The 16,157-nt window shown below is 65.0% G+C and carries 16 protein-coding genes; 8 read left to right on the plus strand and 8 right to left on the minus strand.

Features of this window, described 5'->3' with window-relative positions:
• Window positions 1–80: 80 nt before the first annotated feature.
• Window positions 81–554, plus strand: coding sequence for a VanZ family protein (locus AC239G_RS00340; protein WP_181271182.1), 474 nt, complete (start codon window positions 81–83; stop codon window positions 552–554).
• A gap of 38 nt (window positions 555–592) precedes the next feature.
• Here AC239G_RS00340 and AC239G_RS00345 read toward each other — a convergent pair whose 3' ends face one another.
• Entirely contained in the window at window positions 593–1,075 is a 483-nt protein-coding gene (locus AC239G_RS00345) for a MarR family winged helix-turn-helix transcriptional regulator (protein ID WP_487489545.1), read from the minus strand.
• 98 nt (window positions 1,076–1,173) lie between these two features.
• Between AC239G_RS00345 and AC239G_RS00350 the strand changes: the two genes are divergently transcribed.
• Window positions 1,174–1,605, plus strand: a complete 432-nt coding sequence (locus tag AC239G_RS00350) for a VOC family protein (RefSeq protein WP_487489546.1) — start codon at window positions 1,174–1,176, stop codon at window positions 1,603–1,605.
• On the opposite strand, the gene AC239G_RS00355 is transcribed toward AC239G_RS00350, so the two are convergent.
• From AC239G_RS00355 to AC239G_RS00365, 3 genes are read right to left on the minus strand one after another with little or no spacing between them, the layout of a single operon-like run.
• Complete coding sequence (locus tag AC239G_RS00355; RefSeq protein ID WP_487489547.1) at window positions 1,606–2,037, minus strand: YdeI/OmpD-associated family protein; 432 nt, start codon at window positions 2,035–2,037, stop codon at window positions 1,606–1,608.
• Window positions 2,038–2,082: 45 nt separating this feature from the next.
• A complete protein-coding gene (locus AC239G_RS00360) occupies window positions 2,083–3,054 on the minus strand; it encodes a methyltransferase family protein (RefSeq protein WP_487489548.1) in 972 nt (323 codons plus the stop codon).
• Window positions 3,051–3,974 carry a PhzF family phenazine biosynthesis protein gene (locus AC239G_RS00365; protein WP_487489549.1) on the minus strand — a complete coding sequence of 308 codons (924 nt, stop codon included), beginning with the start codon at window positions 3,972–3,974 and terminating at the stop codon, window positions 3,051–3,053. The genes AC239G_RS00360 and AC239G_RS00365 overlap by 4 nt, the downstream gene beginning before the upstream one ends.
• Before the next feature lie 203 nt (window positions 3,975–4,177).
• Between AC239G_RS00365 and AC239G_RS00370 the strand changes: the two genes are divergently transcribed.
• The 4 genes from AC239G_RS00370 to AC239G_RS00385 all read left to right on the plus strand — a co-directional run bounded on the left by AC239G_RS00370 (window position 4,178) and on the right by AC239G_RS00385 (window position 9,370).
• Window positions 4,178–5,284 (plus strand): Gfo/Idh/MocA family protein, encoded by a 1,107-nt coding sequence (locus tag AC239G_RS00370; protein WP_482401091.1) that lies wholly within the window; start codon window positions 4,178–4,180, stop codon window positions 5,282–5,284.
• Window positions 5,285–5,405: 121 nt separating this feature from the next.
• Window positions 5,406–6,155 (plus strand): M50 family metallopeptidase, encoded by a 750-nt coding sequence (locus AC239G_RS00375; RefSeq protein ID WP_172173048.1) that lies wholly within the window; start codon window positions 5,406–5,408, stop codon window positions 6,153–6,155.
• Window positions 6,156–6,306: 151 nt separating this feature from the next.
• Window positions 6,307–6,984: an HAD family hydrolase gene (locus AC239G_RS00380; RefSeq protein WP_487489550.1), complete on the plus strand. Its 678-nt coding sequence runs from the start codon at window positions 6,307–6,309 to the stop codon at window positions 6,982–6,984.
• A gap of 172 nt (window positions 6,985–7,156) precedes the next feature.
• Window positions 7,157–9,370, plus strand: a complete 2,214-nt coding sequence (locus AC239G_RS00385) for an HNH endonuclease signature motif containing protein (RefSeq protein ID WP_487489551.1) — start codon at window positions 7,157–7,159, stop codon at window positions 9,368–9,370.
• A gap of 165 nt (window positions 9,371–9,535) precedes the next feature.
• Here the strand turns inward: AC239G_RS00385 and AC239G_RS00390 are convergent, their stop codons facing one another.
• Window positions 9,536–11,146 (minus strand): nucleobase:cation symporter-2 family protein, encoded by a 1,611-nt coding sequence (locus tag AC239G_RS00390; RefSeq protein ID WP_482401094.1) that lies wholly within the window; start codon window positions 11,144–11,146, stop codon window positions 9,536–9,538.
• A gap of 450 nt (window positions 11,147–11,596) precedes the next feature.
• Between AC239G_RS00390 and AC239G_RS00395 the strand changes: the two genes are divergently transcribed.
• Window positions 11,597–13,141 (plus strand): 8-oxoguanine deaminase, encoded by a 1,545-nt coding sequence (locus tag AC239G_RS00395; RefSeq protein WP_482401095.1) that lies wholly within the window; start codon window positions 11,597–11,599, stop codon window positions 13,139–13,141.
• 115 nt (window positions 13,142–13,256) lie between these two features.
• Here AC239G_RS00395 and AC239G_RS00400 read toward each other — a convergent pair whose 3' ends face one another.
• On the minus strand, window positions 13,257–13,742 hold the full coding sequence (locus AC239G_RS00400; RefSeq protein WP_487489552.1) for a hypothetical protein: 486 nt from the start codon (window positions 13,740–13,742) through the stop codon (window positions 13,257–13,259).
• Window positions 13,743–13,887: 145 nt separating this feature from the next.
• Between AC239G_RS00400 and AC239G_RS00405 the strand changes: the two genes are divergently transcribed.
• Window positions 13,888–14,355 (plus strand): DUF2871 domain-containing protein, encoded by a 468-nt coding sequence (locus AC239G_RS00405; RefSeq protein WP_376905147.1) that lies wholly within the window; start codon window positions 13,888–13,890, stop codon window positions 14,353–14,355.
• A gap of 132 nt (window positions 14,356–14,487) precedes the next feature.
• Here AC239G_RS00405 and AC239G_RS00410 read toward each other — a convergent pair whose 3' ends face one another.
• A complete protein-coding gene (locus AC239G_RS00410) occupies window positions 14,488–15,297 on the minus strand; it encodes a MerR family transcriptional regulator (RefSeq protein WP_482401098.1) in 810 nt (269 codons plus the stop codon).
• A gap of 72 nt (window positions 15,298–15,369) precedes the next feature.
• A complete protein-coding gene (locus AC239G_RS00415) occupies window positions 15,370–16,116 on the minus strand; it encodes a FadR/GntR family transcriptional regulator (RefSeq protein ID WP_487489553.1) in 747 nt (248 codons plus the stop codon).
• Window positions 16,117–16,157 lie beyond the last annotated feature (41 nt).

Below are 16,157 nucleotides of genomic sequence, written 5' to 3' on the forward strand. Positions count from 1 at the left end.
CAGATCGTGAGGTCCGGTGAGAGCCGGGTCATATCCGCATCTGAGGATGTGCCCAGGATTCGGTCGTAAGTTGGGCGGTGATGACCGATCGTGATCAGCGCACAGTCGGTGCGCCGCTGGCTCTTCTCGTCCTCTACACACTCTTCATCGCCGCCATCACGCTGACCCCGCAGCAGATGGGCACCGGCCCGGACACTCTCATCGGGCACGCACTCGACCTCTTCGCCGCTCACCGGGAGACCGCCTGGCTGACCTATGAACGGGTCGAGAAGCTCGGCAATGTGGCGATGTTCATTCCCTTCGGATTCCTCGCGGCCCTGCACTTCGGGCGCCGACGGTGGTGGCTCGGATTCCTTTTCGGCGCGGGTTTCAGCGCCGCCATCGAGATCTTCCAAGGCACCGTGCTCACTCAGTCCCGCTTCGCCACGCTCAGCGATCTCGTCACGAACACCCTCGGCGCCGGCATCGGCGCAATCCTCGGCCTGTGCTGCCTGGCCGCATGGCCGAAACGGTCGAGGAGGAGGGAATCGGACAAGGAGCTCGCGCCGGTGTAGGTCCGGTCAGGCCAGTCCAGGCCTCGATCTCCCGGCCCTCAGCCGTCCTCGGCTTCTTCGAGGGCCGCGATGCACCGGCCGAGCGCCTCGGTGACCATCGTCCGAGTCTCATCGTCGAGCGGTGAGACCATTCGAGCGGAGACCGCCTCGACGCGGGAGACGGCCTGATCGAGCACCTCGACGCCCGCCGAGGTGAGGCGTGTGGGCAGCACTCGACCGGATTCGGCCGTGGCCGGCCTCGTGATCAGTCCCCGTTCCTGGAGGCCGCGCACCAGCGTATTCATCGTCTGCCGGGTGACGAAGGCGCCGCGCGCGAGCTCGGAATTCGACGCTCCCGGCCTCCGGCGCAGCTGTTCGAGGCAGTTGTACTGCGGGGTGGTCAGCTCCAGCGGCCGCAGCGTCTCGTCCATCTTCGACCGCAGCTCCGACTGCAGATGCTTGAGTTGATAGCCGAGCAGCGACTCGAGTTCCACCGGCTCTTCGCAGGTTCCCGCATTGTGATCCTCTAACCCTTGACTCATGTAAGTATTCTGACATACATTTATCGATGTCAGTATACTGACATGTGACAAAGGCGGCTCTCCATGAAAGGGAGGGACGCCGAGAGAAGGGAACGAACATGAATGCATCGACGACCGATACAGTGAAAGCCGGCACCACGAGCACCGACACCGAGGAGACCGGCACCGTGAGCGGTCCGGACTTCATCGCCTTGCAGGTCCGAGACGTGGAAGCGGCCGCACAGTTCTACGAATCGCGGCTCGGACTCACCCGTGCCCCGGCCGCCCCTCCCGGAGCGGTCGTCTTCACGACGTCGCCGATTCCCTTTGCCGTGCGCGAACCGCTGCCCGGCGTCGACCTCGACTCCGGCGACCGTCCGGGAAACGGGGTGGCGCTGTGGCTGAAGTGCGATGATGCGCAGGCGCTGCATGATTCCCTCGCCGAGGCGGGGGTGGAGATCCTCCGGGCGCCCGCTCCCAGCCCCTTCGGGCTGACCTTCGCCTTCGCCGATCCCGACGGCTATGCGGTGACCCTGCACGACGCAGGGTGATCAGCCGAGCGAGTCGACGATCTTCCTGATCCGTCTGTTCCGGGTCTCCTCGGCCTTTGCCGAGGTCACCTGGCGCACATGCTCCTTGCGCTTCGACGGTGCGAGCGCATCGAAAGCCGCGCGGACACCGGCGGCGGCGAGCGCCTCGGCGAGGGAATCGGGAACCGGGGTCTCTCGGTTCGAGGTGTCGTGAGTCAGCGTCACCTCGTGGGTCTCACCGCCGGCGACCCCGATCTTCTCCCGGTGTTCCTTGGCGAGCGGGAGCAGGTACTTCCCACCCATCACCGCGGTCGTCGAGGGATACGAATAGCCTTCGATCGTGACGATGACCGGGACCCGTTTGCCCACGCCGAAACCGAGCACGAGGTCCTCGGGAACTTCGATGCCGACGTTGTTGCCGAGTTTCAGGAGTTCAGTGGTGAACGTGACCATGCGGCCTCCTCGGTGAGTGGATGGTCTTGACCGAGCGTAGGCCGATCAGTCCTCGTCGACAAGGTCGGGAGCGGTTTCGGCGGTCGAGAAGGTCGGCCACCAGCTGCGCACGCGCTTGGCGTAGTCGCGGTATTCGTCGCCGAAGCGCTCGATCAGGTCGGTCTCCTCGTGGGGGCGGATGAGCCAGTTCCACAGCAGTGAGCCGATGAGTGCGTACACGACGACGAGCCACGAGCCGATGAGCAGACCCATCGCCATGCCTTGGACGACGCCGGCGATGGCCATCGGATTGCGGACGAAGGCGTAGGGGCCGCGGGCGACGAGGTGGTGGGCCATCTGCGAGGGCAGCGGGGTGCCGGAGCCGAAGTTCGCGATCGCTCGGGCCGACCACACGCCGATGACGCTGGAGAAGGCGAGCAGGGCGAAGCCGACGACCACGATGAGGATCGGGAACTTGTAGGCGAGGTTCCAGCGGTCTTCGAAGGCATTGATGATGACCGGGATGATGACGAGGAACACGCCCCAGAACACGACGATCTGGATGGTGGTGTGCATCAGCAGGCGGGACCGGATGCGGGTGTGCGAACTGTGGAACGCGAAGGGTCCGATGAGGAGCTTCTCGGACGGGATGCGCCCGACGATCATGAGCACACCGGCAAGGAGGCTGCCGAGCGCGGCGAGGATCATGAGGACGGCGCCGAGTCCCGCCTCGGTGGTGGCGGTCGCATAGACGACCATGCCCAGCGCCACGAGCACGGTCCAACCGGTGGCGATCCACACGGCCCAGCGGAAGTTGAGCGCGGCCAGGGCCGAGCCGATGACGAAGAGCGGGATGTCGACGAACGCGACGAGCAGCGGGTCGATGCTGCCGAGCGTCGCGTCGGCCACCCCGGGAATCATCGCGGTGCCCAGCCACCATACCGCTCCGGCGAGGGCCTGGAGGGCGAAGTACATGCGGGCGTGGAAGATGCGCAGTCGTTTCTTCGGTTTGTTCACTTCGGTGAGATGTCGATTCATGTGTGCACCGTCCCGCGGATGCAGATGGATGTGTCTCCGCCGACCCAGATCTCGTCGTCCTCGGCGGTGATGGAGATGACTCCGGAGCGGCCGAGCGCGGTTCCCTGGGCCGCGGTGTAGCTGTTCGGGGCCAGGTCCTCACCGATGAGCCATTGGGCGACGGAGGCGTTGAGGCTGCCGGTCACCGGATCCTCGGCGACGCCGACTCCCGGCACGAAGGCGCGGATCTCGTACTCGTGGTCCGACCCGTCGGGGTGGGCGCCGAGGACGCCGAGCTTCGCATCGGGGATCGCCGAGAAGTCGGGGGTCAGTGCGAGCACCTGTTCGGCGCTGGACAGTCGCACGGCCGCCCAGCCGGGGCCGTTGTCGGCCCACTGGTGTCCGAGGATCTCGGAGCGATCGACGCCGAGGGCGGCTGCGATCTGCTCGACGTACGCCTCGTCGAGCGGTCCCGAGCGCAGGCGATCGGGGGCGGCGAAGGCGAGGGTTTCGGTGGATCCGGTTGTTGGGTCGGTCGGGGTGGTCGGGCTGGTCGGATCGGTCGAGTCGGTCGGATCGGTCGGGCCGCCTCGGCGAGGGGATCTGCGGATGTCGACGAGACCGGCACCGCACTTCTGGACGATGCGGTCCGCGTGTTTCGGGGCGCCGCCGGCGTCGAGCCAGGCCGCTGCCGAACCGAGCGTGGGGTGGCCGGCGAAGGGCAGCTCTCGGTGCGGGGTGAAGATGCGCAGGCGGTAGTCGGCCGCGGGGTCGTCGGGCGGGAGGACGAAGGTGGTCTCGGACAGGTTCGTCCAGTTCGCGATGCGGGCCATCTGCGTCTCATCGAGGCCATCGGCGTCGACGATGACCGCGACGGGGTTGCCCTGGAAGGGCACGGCAGAGAAGACATCGACCTGGGCGAAACGACGGTGCTGTGACAATGACACTCCTTCGCAAGATGCGGACCACGCTGCGAGCGGGGGATTGCGCGGGCGCTTCTCACAGTGTAAAGGCCCAGGCCGGAGCGTCGGTGGATTGGCCCCCGTTGGCGCGGGGGGTGTCAGCTGCGGAGGGCAGCGGTTCGGTCGACTCGGTGCTGATGGATGCGGTCGACTCGGTGTGGACGGTGATTGCATAATGAGGCATGCACTCACGTGACACAGCGCGGGGCCGAGGTCTCCGCATCGGAATGCTCGGCGGCGGGTTCATGGGCCGCGTCCACAGTCGGGCCGTACGGTCGGCCGGAGCCGTGCTCGACTCGGTCGCATCGTCGCAGCCGGAGAGATCGGCGCAGGCGGCGGCCGAGCTCGGCTTCGAGAATTCGACTGCGGCCGACGAACTGCTCAGTCGCACCTTCGATGCCGTCCACATCTGCACTCCCAATGACGTCCACGCGGCACAGTCCCTGCAGGCGCTGGACGCGGGATCGAACATCATCTGCGAGAAGCCCTTGGCCACTGGTTCGGCAGCCGCGCGTGCCGTGTTGACTCGCGCCGACGAGGCGGGGCTGCTTGGGACCGTTCCGTTCGTCTACCGCTACCACCCGATGGTGCGTGAGGCCCGCGCCCGATTCCGCGAGGGTCAGGCCGGGACGGTGCTGACCGTCGACGCCGGATACCTGCAGGACTGGCTGCTCGGCTCCGGCGACGAGAACTGGCGCGTCGATTCCGAACGCGGCGGCCCGTCGCGGGCCTTCGCCGATATCGGCTCCCACCTCGTCGACCTCATCGAGTTCATCGTCGATGACCGGATATCGTCCCTGGTGGCGACCACGAGAACCGTTCATCCACGCCGAGGAGGTGCCGCGGTGACCACGGAGGACACTGTGGCCGTGACCGTCGAGTTCTCCGGCGGCGCCATCGGTTCGCTGCTGGTGTCTCAGCTGGCTCCCGGACGCAAGAACGGGCTGACAGTGGAGATCGCCGGCACCGAGGCGAGCATGCGCTTCGAGCAGGAGCGGCCCGAGCAGCTGTGGTTCGGTCAGCGCGCCGACAGCCGCCTACTCGTCCGCGATCCCGACTTCCTGTCCGCCGATGCCGCGCGCCTGTGTATGGTCCCGGCCGGCCATCCGCAGGGATACCAGGACGCGTTCAACGGCTTCGTCGCCGACTCCTATGCCTACTTCGCCGGCGAGCGACCGGAGGGGCTGCCGACTCTGCGAGACGGGGTGCGAGCCGTGCTCGTGACTGAGGCCGTGCTGCGGTCGGTACACGAACGTTCTTGGGTCGATGTAGAATCGCTGGCCGTCTAGGCACCGCGATCTCCCGAACCATAGGCACCTCGACTGCCTGAGTCATAGGAGTCCCGACCTCCCGAATCGCTGAGGAGGTCCTGAGGGTCCCGCTCAGGAGCGGTTCGTACACTGGGCCGCTATGGACTTCAAGCAGGCAACGGCGACGTGGTGGGATGCCATCACCTCGGGCTTCGGGCGGCAGGACGGGCTCGAGCTCGACGTCCTCGGGCTCGTGCTCGTCATCGGAGTGCCCCTGGTCGTGACCCTGACTCCGGGGATCTGGAGGTTCTTCGGACTGTTCGTGACCTTCATCCACGAACTCGGTCACGCATTCGCCGCGCTCATGACGGGACGAGTGGTCAAGGGGATCTCGCTGAACTTCGATCATTCGGGGCAGATGAACTCCTTCGGCCGAGTCGGCTTCTCCGCCACATGGGCGGGTTTCTGGGGATATCCGGCACCGGGCGTGCTCGGACTCGTCCTCGCCACCTCGGCGGCCTTCGGTTGGGCCCCCTTGGCACTGTCTGTGGGCGCGCTGATCCTGTTGGTCGCGCTCATCTTCATCCGGAACTTCGCGGGCGCGGTCATCGCCGTGATCACGGCGATCGCGGCGCAGCTCGTCGTCGTTTTCCTGCCGCTGGAGTGGATCTCGGTCTTCGTCGCCGCGCTCGGCACGGCGCTGACGATCGGGTCGCTCAAGGACCTCGTCAAGGTCATCCGCGTCCATACGCGCCGGCGCCATGTGCAGCAGTCCGATGCCTATATCCTCGCGCAGGGCTCGGCCTTGCCCGCCGGTGCCTGGCTGACGCTGTTTGCGCTGGTCATCATCGTCTGCGCGCTCGCCACCGCACGGGTGCTGTATACGGCGGTGTCGGTCGGCGCGGTGTGATTGGGGCTCTCTCAGTTTCCTGAGCTGGAGCAGCAGGGACGGTGGCGGTCGGCACGGTGCGACAGCGGCAGTATCGGGTCCGCGAGATTCAGGGACGAGCCGGCGTGGATGCCCGTGATTCCGCGTCAGTGCCGGGTGGCAGAATCGGAGTATGGCCCCACTTCCGAAATTCTCCGCTGTCCTCTTCGACTGTGACGGAGTCCTCGTCGATTCCGAAAGCATCACGAACGGCGTCCTCCACCAGATGCTGCAGGAACTCGGCTGGCAGCTGAGCGCCGAGGAATGCATTGCGCGATTCGTCGGTAAGATGCTCCGCGATGAGGCTGATGTCATCGAGGAGCACACCGGATTCCGTATCGACGAGCACTGGATGCAGGAGTTCCGGCGGCGCCGCAATGCCCAGCTCGAGGCCTCCCTCCAAGCGATTCCGGGGGTCGTCGATGCCGTTCACCGCATCGCCGAGATCTACCGGGGCAGGATCGCCTGCGCTTCGGGAGCGGATCGTCCGAAGATCGAGCTGCAGCTGCGCAAGATCGGCCTGTTCGATGCCTTCGAGGGTCGGATCTTCTCCGGCATGGAGCAGCCGAACTCGAAGCCTGCCCCGGACGTCTATTTGGCAGCAGCCGAATCCTTGCAGATCGACCCCGCCGAGGCGGCCGTGATCGAAGATTCCCCCACCGGTGTGATCGCCGGCGCTGCGGCCGGATCCCGTGTGCTCGGGTTCTGCCCGGATTCTCCGGTTCATCAGAGCGCGGAAACGCTGTTGGCAGCGGGTGCCGCCGAGACCTTCAACGCGATGGACCAGCTGCCCGGCCTGCTGACTGAGTAAGTTCCTGGCTCGCCGAGCCTCGCCTGGGGCAAAACTGCATCATCAAAATACATCAAACAGCACCCAAATTCGCAGAGATTCTTTTCGTAATCGAATTGTGACCTTCATTTCTTCTCCTTGGGAGTAAAATAGAGTCAAGGCATTCACATCGACGTGAAAGGCGGCGAGATCGATGAAGGATCCTCAGGATCCGGGCAACAACGGTCTCGAGCGTGCCTCGAATGAATCAGTCTCCGGTTCACCCGCGACATCGGCAGACCTCTCTTCATCACCTCAGGTTCCTCTGATCGGCCCCGACTCACCCCGTCGTCTCGACGTCGAACCCGATTCGCCGATGGCCGTGGTCGTCAGTCTGGCTCATTTGAGCACGGGAGTTCGCCTCGCCGAATTCCAGGCCATCGCGGGCCTGTTTCTGACCGATGTCATTGAGAAGCTCCGTTACGCCGAGGGCGACAAGATCTACTATCACGCAACGTTCACCGAAACGGCCGGCCGCTTCATCACGGCACGTGACGGACTGCGGCCTGAAAAGGACGACTTCGTGGACCCGTGGACATCCACCGGCTTCGTTCTCGAAGACCGCGCTCTCGACGGGTCTGATGACGCTGATTCCTCCACCGGCACTGCCGTCGACGACAGCGAAACCGGGGAGAGCATCGTCGAGCAGCCACTGGCTCCGCCGGCAGCCCCGCTTCCGAATTTCCCCAAGTTCGGACTGCACAAATCCTTCAACAGCTGGGTCCACGACCTTGCCACGCGCGAAGAGATCGCCGAGCTGACCACGGTCCTCGGCTCGACGAGCAACGGTGCCTACAACGAGATCACGAACGCCGTGACACTGGCGTTCGGACTGCCGAAGTTCCTGCAGCGCTGCCTCGCCGGTGAATTCACGATCGAACACGTACTTGCAGCGACCCGTGCCATCAAAGACGTCGCCTTCGAATATCTGCCCCGTCTCGATGCCTACCTGGGCGACCGCCGTGCCGATATCACTATGGAGACCTTCAAGAAGTCGCTCAACCTCAAGATCGCGGCACTCGTCCCGGTCGACGACCGGACCGAACTGGCCGAGAAGCGTCGCCGGGTCGACATCATGAATTACCCCGACGGCACCGCCTCGGTGACCTTGTCCGGACCCGCCGTGGAACTCAACGCCTTCTACCTGCGCATCGAAGCATTCGCCCGAGCGATCCGCAACGGCAACATCTCGGCGCTCTCCGAAGAGAGCACCGCCGGCCTCGAGGTCGCCGACCAGGACAGCATCGCCGCCCTCATGTTCGACATCGCCACTCGAGCGACCCCGCAGATGAGCATCGCCGTGACGACGCACGACACCACAACCGGTGAGACCACCACGAACGAGATCGCTCTCGAAGCCGCCGACGGCTCGGACTCCTCGGTCGCCGACGAATCCGACTCCACGGCTCCGATCACGGCAGCCGCGGTCGATCGTGCCGTGCAGGAGGCGCAGAGCGAAGCGGAAGCGACCGCCAACACCGGCGTCGAGGTGACGACCACCATCAAGCTCGTCATGCCCACCCACGGGCAGTGGGTGCGAGAGCAGGCGAAGATGATGGTGACGGTTCCCTACCTCACCGCGGTGGGAAAGTCGGAGCTCCCGGGGACGTTCTCCGACGGCACCCCGGTGCCGCCCGACGCGGCACGTGCGCTCGCAGGCGAGAGCCCCACTTGGCACCGGATCCTCACCGATCCCGCCACCGGGACACCGATCGATGCCCGCTCGCGCAGTTACTACATCCCGGCAGACGTGCGCGCGCCCTTGGTCGGCAGATGGCAGTCCTGCACCGCTCCAGGCTGCACCCGACGAGCGGAGACCTCGGAAGTCGATCACATCATTCCGTTCGACCATGCCGATCCGGCCCGAGGCGGTCAGACGACGTTCGAAAACCTCCACCCGCTGTGCAAACCCGACCACCAGGCCAAGACCGACCGCAGGCTCGCGGTCCGAATGACCGAGGACGGGGCAGTGGAGTACTCCTTCACCCGCGGAGTCGTCGCAACACTGTATCCACCGGACAACCCAATCAACGCCGAGCACGCTCGACAGGTGGAGAACTATGACCAACTGCCGAATCTGCTCGACCGGCAGAATCCCGTCGACGCGGAGCAGCTTCGCGACGTCGGAAATCTGGGCCCAGCCGGACGACTCGACAATACGGATGCATTTCGCCCTCCTGAACCAGAGGGCCACACCGCAACAGGGGGCTCCGAACCAGTAGCCTCCGAGCCAAGGGACTCCGAACCAGGCTCCAGGGAACGAGGGGACAAGTGTGCCCCGACCGCTGGCGCCAAGCCCGTCTTGAGCGTCGGCCGGGAGCCCCCGTGGAACGACTATTGGGACTCCGGAGATCCTCCCCCGTTCTGACGGCGGGTCCGTTCTGACGGCGGACCCTTTCTGACGGCCCGCCCGTTCTGACGACCAGCCCGATCTGACTGCAGCCCGAAATCGCACGAGGCCCCGGACGCGCGCCTTCGCAGACGGCGGCCGGGGCCCGTTCGGTGTATCCGGGTCCAGTTGGCGTATCTGGCCTCAGTTACCGTCCTCGGCGATGAGGCGGCGGACGTCTTCCTGGGTGCGAACCTCACCCTTCTGGGCGGCGTCGACGACCTTCTCGTGCTGCTCCTCGGTGACGACCGGAACCTCTTCTCCGTTGCAATCGACGATCTTGCCGTCCTTGACGGTATCGCCTTCATAGAGGATGGCTTCGTTGTCGATGAGTCGCTGCAGCTCTTCCTTGCGGATGACTCGTCCGGTGCCGGCCACGAAGACCGACCGATCAGAACGGTCCTTCGTCTTCACTCCGATGTGGTTGAAGACGAGGTTGAGCAGCACGGCCATGAGAGTGGCCGAGGAGATGCCCGAATGGAGGATGATGCCGACCCAATCCGGGAAGGCATTGTAGAAGTCGGGCTCGACGACCGGGATGATGCCGAAGGCCAGCGAGACCGCCACGATGATCATATTGAGGTTGCCCTCGTACTCGACCTTCGACAGCGTGCGGATGCCCGACGCGGCGACCGTGCCGAAGAGCACGATGCCCGCGCCGCCGAGAACCGGAGTCGGGACCGCCGCAACGACCCCGCCCATCACGGGCAGCAGACCGAGAACGACGAGGATCGCACCACCGGCCGTGACGACGAAGCGCGACTTCACGCCGGTGATCGCCACCAGGCCGACGTTCTGCGCAAATGCCGACTGGGTGAAGGAGTTGAAGATCGGCGAGACCGCCGACGACAGCATGTCAGCGCGCAGGCCCGATGCGATGCGCTTGGAATCGACCTTCGTATCGACGATCTCTCCGACGGCGATGATGTCCGCCGTAGTCTCGGCGAAGGTGACGATGATGACGATGAACATCGAGATGATCGCCGCGGCCGAGAATGTCGGCATACCGAAGGCGAACGGCTCGGGGAACGCGAAGATCCCGCGATCGAGCACATGGGAGAAATCGGCCCAGCCGAAGATGAGGCAGCCGATGGTGCCGATGACGATGGCCAGCAGAATCGACAGGCGGGAGATCACCGCAACGGGAATCCTGCTGAGGATGAGCACGATGGCCAAGGTGACCACGGCGATGAGGATATTGCGCATGCTGCCGTAGTCGGCGGCCTCGGCATCCCCGCCCATGGCCCAACCTGCGGCCACGGGCATGAGTGACAGACCGATCGTGGTGATGACCGTGCCGGTGACCACCGGAGGGAAGAACTTCACGATGAGTGCGAAGGCCGGGGCGACGATCAGGCCGATCACCGAGGCGACCAGCACCGACCCGAAGACCGCAGGCAGGCCGTCGCCGCCGGCCAGAATGGACGTCATCGTCGCGACGCCGGCGAACGAGACTCCCTGGACCAGCGGCAGCTGCGAGCCGAAGAACGGCACTCCGACCGACTGCAGGATCGTGGCCAGACCGCCCATGAACAGACAGGAGGCGATGAGGAGGCTGATGCCGTTGCCGTCGAGACCGGCGGCATTGCCGATGATGAGGGGAACGGCGATGATTCCGCCGTACATGGTGAGCACGTGCTGCAGACCGTAGGCGAAGGAACTGCCGACAGGAAGCCGTTCGTCCTCCGGACGGGCCGACTTGCTCGCGGCCGCGGACTTGCGGTCGTTGCTGGGTGACTGATGGGATACCGACATCTATCTCTCCATTGAGTGCGTCCTCGGGCGAAGACCTCACTGTGACTGACCGACCTCAGTGGCCGGTGTAGCGTCCGAGCGGGCATCAGATCGACCGAGGGATCGGTTGCATAATTCCGTTATGCGAAAGGAAATTTCCTTATCGCAAAACTCTAAAGGAATACCATTTTCGCCGCAAGCCATTTTAGTGACCCGCGGCACATGCTAGAGTTCACGGCAGTCGTGTACTCATCCCCCGACGATCTACTGAACGTTCGCTCAGTTCGATGGTTTTGGATCATCGTACCGTCTCGCCGATAGGTGGGTACAGTCGGGGATCCCGGATGGGATACCGACCGGCGGAGCAGCAGACTCCGGAAAACCTGAGCTGGTGGCGTCAGCCCCAGTTCTGTCGCCACTGACCAATAGTGCGCGCTCGACGCGCACGGTTCAAGAGGGAAAGGCGACACGATGACCGACAGCAATGGAACCGGCACACCGTCAGCAGGAAGCTTCTCGGCACCAGGAAGCTCATTCAATACGGGAGACCGCGCATCGAGGAACTCCCCGCTGCCGGGGAACTCCCCGGCTTCCGGGAACACATCGACCGCGCGACTGTGGCTGCGCGATCCGCTGGCCGTCCACCTCGGTGTCGGTGTCGATCCGAACCGGGCGGCGCGGGGAATCGTCATCGACCCCGCCACGGGAACTATCGTGGAACTCGTTCCCGCCGGTGGCGAACCCACTTCATCCGGGGCCGGCGGAACCGCCGGTGACACGGCTGCCCTCGAAGTCATCGACGCCTCAGCGCATGTCATCACTCCCGGGCTGATCAATACCCATCATCACTTCTACCAGACGCTGACCCGTGCATGGGCGCCCGTCGCCGACCTGCCGCTGTTCGGATGGCTGCAGAACCTCTATCCGGTCTGGGCCAGGCTGACCCCGCGCGCGCTCGAACTCGCCACGACCGTGGCGATGGCCGAACTCCTCGAATCCGGATGCACGACCGCCGCCGACCACCACTACCTGTTCCCCACCGGCATGGACGAGGCCATCGACATCCAGGTCGACGTCGTCCGGAGACTCGGCATGCGTGCCATGCTGACTCGCGGGTCGATGTCACTGGGCGAGGACGACGGCGGACTGCCCCCTCAGCAGACCGTCCAGGACTCGGAGGTCATCCTCGACGATTCCCGCCGTCTCGTCGAGACCTACCACCAACGTGGGCCCGGCGCTCAGATCCAGATCGGCTTCGCCCCGTGCTCCCCGTTCTCCGTGACCACCGAGCTCATGCGCGAATCCGCCGCACTCGCTGCGGAACTCGATGTCCGCCTCCATACCCACCTGGCCGAGACCATCGACGAAGAGGACTTCTGCCGCGAGACCTTCGGCCTGCGCACCGTCGACTACCTCGAATCCGTCGGCTGGCTGGGGGAGCGGACCTGGTTGGCGCACGGTGTGCACTTCGACGATTCGGAGATCGGCCGCCTCGGCGCCGCCGGGGTCTCCGTCGCCCACTGCCCGACTTCGAACATGCGGCTGGCCTCGGGAATCGCCCGCGCCGTCGAACTCGAGGACGCCGGAGTCAACGTCGGACTCGGTGTCGACGGATCCGCGTCGAATGACGCCTCGAACCTCATCCGCGAGGTCCGGCAGGCGCTCTACATCCAACGTCTGCGCTACGGCGCCGAGGCGGTCACCTGCGGCCGCGTCCTCGACTGGGCGACGAAGGGATCGGCGGCGGCACTCGGACGCGACGATCTCGGCACCATCGAGGTGGGCAAGCAGGCCGACCTCGCAATGTTCCGCCTCGACGGCCTCGCTTTCTCCGGATCGCACGACCCGATCCCCGCACTCGTCCTCTGCGGTGCAGAGAAGGCCGATCGCGTGATGGTCGGCGGTCAGTGGCGGGTCGTCGACGGCCACGCCATCGGCGCGAGCGGACACGCGCTCGACAAAGAAGCGCTCATCGCTGCGCATCAGGAGGAGGCGCGCCGCCTCGTTGCAGGGTGAGTTCCGGCTGAGGTCGGATGACGTGGTGGGCGGGTGCCGCCTCGGTGGTCGTGGTCAGGGGCCTCATCCGATGGGCCTCCGGTACGGGCCCGGGCACGAGGAGGATGCCGCCCGCTCAGTCCTCGGGTTTGCGGAACACCTCGCGCAGGTGGTCGCCGGTGAGGAAGTCGCCGACGCCGATCATGACCAGGCTGAACACGATCTGCTCGGTGATCATCCAGACCGGGTAGAGGCCGGGGATCGCGGCCATGACGAGGGTGATGACGGGGAAGATCTGCGTGAACAGGCGCAGGCGCTGGTATCCCCAGTAGAAGCCCTTCGTTGCGCGCCAGAAGAAGTAGAAGAGGGTCACGGTCATGCCGAGGACGACGATCGTGCGCATCCACACGGCGAACGGCACCGGTTCGCCGGCCTTGGCGATGAGCACCGCGTAGACCACGGCTCCGAAGCCGAGCACGAGTTCGAACACGAGCAGCCAGGTGATCCACGCGAAGGCGCGTTTGGTCCTCGGGTGCGCGAGGCCGTCCGAGGGCACGACGATTCCGGCTTTCCTGCCGCCGGCGAGGCGGTCGATCTTCGCGAGCAAGTTCTCCATGGCCATGCCTCCAGGCTAGCGGGATCACGAGCTCCGGAACCGATTTTCGCGGCCTCAGGACCCTGTGTGATGGAACATCAATCGAAAGTTGGGGATGCAGTTCAATCCTGTGGGTCAGGAAACCGCGCCCGCGTGCTGATGAAGTGGAAGCATGAAGAAGATATTCAATGCAGCGTTCACGTACATGATCATCGGCGTCCTCTCGGGACTGTTCTACCGCGAGTTCACCAAGGCCAACGACTTCCCCTCCGGCGAGTTCACGCAGCTCGGCCTCGTCCACACCCACCTGCTCACACTCGGCTTCATCGTCCTGCTCATCGTCCTCGCCCTCGACAAGGTGTTCGGACTCTCCGGCACGAAGCTGTTCTCGTGGTTCTTCTGGCTCTACAACGTCGGCGTGATCCTCACTGCGGGGGTGATGGTCTGGCACGGCTCGCTCACCGTCCTCGGCGAAGAGTCGAACGCCATGATCGCCGGAATCGCCGGCCTCGGCCACATCGCCCTGTCCGTCAGCCTCGTCCTGTTCTTCCTCGCCCTGCGCAAGAAGGTCGTGGTCGGCAAGGCTGTAGCCGATAAGGCTGTGACCGAAGGCGCGGAGGCGACTTCGCCGTCGCGCTGACCAGGACACCGTCGCCGAGGCGGTTCCGCAGCGTCGTTCAAGGCGAACCGCGTCTGTCGATCTGTACACGAACCGACAGACGCGGTTCGCCTTGAATGAGGGAATGGAACCCTGCCCCCTCGGGCGTCGCCGTCACGCGATGATCGGCTGCTGGAGCTCGACGATCCACCCAGCTTGGTCGGAGTTGTCTGCGGTGTCGTCATCGGTGTCGAGATAGACCTCGCGGCACGGGCCGGTCAGGGAATACCCCTGACTGATGCACCACTTGGAAAGGTGCTGCCAGCTGGCGCCGATGCGGCTCATCGACCCCTCGTGGATGAGAGTTGCCGCAGTGCACGCCTCCAGCTCTGTGACCTGCAGATCCGCAAGATCCTGAGCTGTTTCCGTGCGATACCCGCAGGTGACCTCGGTCCCGTGTCCGGCGTAGGAGTAGATGCCGACGCCGGCTGCGTGTCGGATCCCCGCTTCCGCGAGACGGTCGGCAACACTGCCGAACAGCGGTCCGATCTCAGAAGTGTCGAACGGCGGCTCGCCGAGAACGACCGTCTGTCCGAGTACCCTCTCTGCAGGCAGTTCTTTGATGATGCAGTCCGGATGGTTCATAGCAGTCCCTTCGATGAGTGCCAGCCGAAATTCGACTTCGGCCAGCTTCGCGGCTGCAGCCGACTGCTCGGCTCGCAGTTGATGACGACGCAGATTGAGCATGCCGGTCAGCTCGGTTGTGCTGAGGTCGGCGTCAATCAGTTCGGCGATCTTCCGCAGCGAGATCCCCAGGGCGTTGAGCGCCATGATTCTGTTGAGCCGCGGCAGCTGCGCCACCGTGTAGCTGCGGTGTCCGGAGAACGGTTCGACCGAATCCGGAGCCAACAGACCCATCGACTCATAGTGGCGGAGCATGCGCACCGATACCTGCCCCAGCTGCGCGAATTCACCGATCCTCATGTGCTCTCCTCGTCGTCATCGACAGTCCACCACCTGACACGGTGTCAGGTTCAAGAGCATTCGCCGCTGGTCTCACCTCTGTTCGAGGAATCCGCGCAGCAGCTTCTCGGTGCCTTCCGCATGCTGTGCGGCTAGATCGGCGGCACGATCAGGGTCAGAGGCGAGTATGGCGTCGACGATCTCTCGGTGCTGATCGCAGGAGTGCTCGACGTTCGTATGGATGAAGGGGATCCGGTCGAGCAGGGCGTTGACCCGATCGCGAGTGCTCGCTGAGGCGTAGATGAGTGACGGCATGTGCGTGAGTTCGGCGATCATGAGGTGGAATCTGGCATCGAGCACGCGGAACTGTTCGGCGGAGGCGAACACCGTACGACAATCCGTCTCCGCTGCGGTCAGGGCAGCGACCTCGTTCGGAGAGAGGTCTCGCTCGGCGACGATGCGGGCCGCGGCTGTCTCGAGAACCAAGCGAAACCGGACGGCATCATCGAGCTCGCCGGGGTCGATCCGCTCATCGGTGTCGGCGGACGGCAGTCGGGTCACATAGGTGCCGCCGTAGCGACCGCGACGGGACGTGACGATGCCCGCAGTCTGAAGCTCGATGAGCGCCTGCCTCAGGGTCGCCCGCGAGACCCGGATCTGGGCGGCGAGTTCGCGCTCGGCCGGCAGTTTGTCGCCGACGAGGTACTTGCCGAGACGAATCGCCCGCAGCAGCTCCGCAATCGTATGTTCGAAGACATTTCCGCCGCGCGCATGCTGGCCTCCCGGGCGGGGTGGGCTGACCGCATTCCCGGGGCTGCCCGGCTCTTCTGCTCCGTCCACGTCTGCCTCCTCTCCTGGTCTCGCAGCTCAACTCATCTTCG

Source organism: Brevibacterium sp. Lmc1, from assembly GCF_057654315.1.

Coding starts and splice junctions, on each gene's coding strand:
- AC239G_RS00350 (WP_487489546.1), top strand. CDS start 1,174: ATGAATGCATCGACGACCGATACAGTGAAAGCCGGCACCACGAGCACC.
- AC239G_RS00385 (WP_487489551.1), top strand. CDS start 7,157: ATGAAGGATCCTCAGGATCCGGGCAACAACGGTCTCGAGCGTGCCTCG.
- AC239G_RS00345 (WP_487489545.1), bottom strand. CDS start 1,075: ATGAGTCAAGGGTTAGAGGATCACAATGCGGGAACCTGCGAAGAGCCG.
- AC239G_RS00370 (WP_482401091.1), top strand. CDS start 4,178: ATGCACTCACGTGACACAGCGCGGGGCCGAGGTCTCCGCATCGGAATG.
- AC239G_RS00405 (WP_376905147.1), top strand. CDS start 13,888: ATGAAGAAGATATTCAATGCAGCGTTCACGTACATGATCATCGGCGTC.
- AC239G_RS00395 (WP_482401095.1), top strand. CDS start 11,597: ATGACCGACAGCAATGGAACCGGCACACCGTCAGCAGGAAGCTTCTCG.
- AC239G_RS00410 (WP_482401098.1), bottom strand. CDS start 15,297: ATGAGGATCGGTGAATTCGCGCAGCTGGGGCAGGTATCGGTGCGCATG.
- AC239G_RS00380 (WP_487489550.1), top strand. CDS start 6,307: ATGGCCCCACTTCCGAAATTCTCCGCTGTCCTCTTCGACTGTGACGGA.
- AC239G_RS00390 (WP_482401094.1), bottom strand. CDS start 11,146: ATGTCGGTATCCCATCAGTCACCCAGCAACGACCGCAAGTCCGCGGCC.
- AC239G_RS00340 (WP_181271182.1), top strand. CDS start 81: ATGACCGATCGTGATCAGCGCACAGTCGGTGCGCCGCTGGCTCTTCTC.
- AC239G_RS00360 (WP_487489548.1), bottom strand. CDS start 3,054: ATGAATCGACATCTCACCGAAGTGAACAAACCGAAGAAACGACTGCGC.
- AC239G_RS00400 (WP_487489552.1), bottom strand. CDS start 13,742: ATGGCCATGGAGAACTTGCTCGCGAAGATCGACCGCCTCGCCGGCGGC.
- AC239G_RS00355 (WP_487489547.1), bottom strand. CDS start 2,037: ATGGTCACGTTCACCACTGAACTCCTGAAACTCGGCAACAACGTCGGC.
- AC239G_RS00375 (WP_172173048.1), top strand. CDS start 5,406: ATGGACTTCAAGCAGGCAACGGCGACGTGGTGGGATGCCATCACCTCG.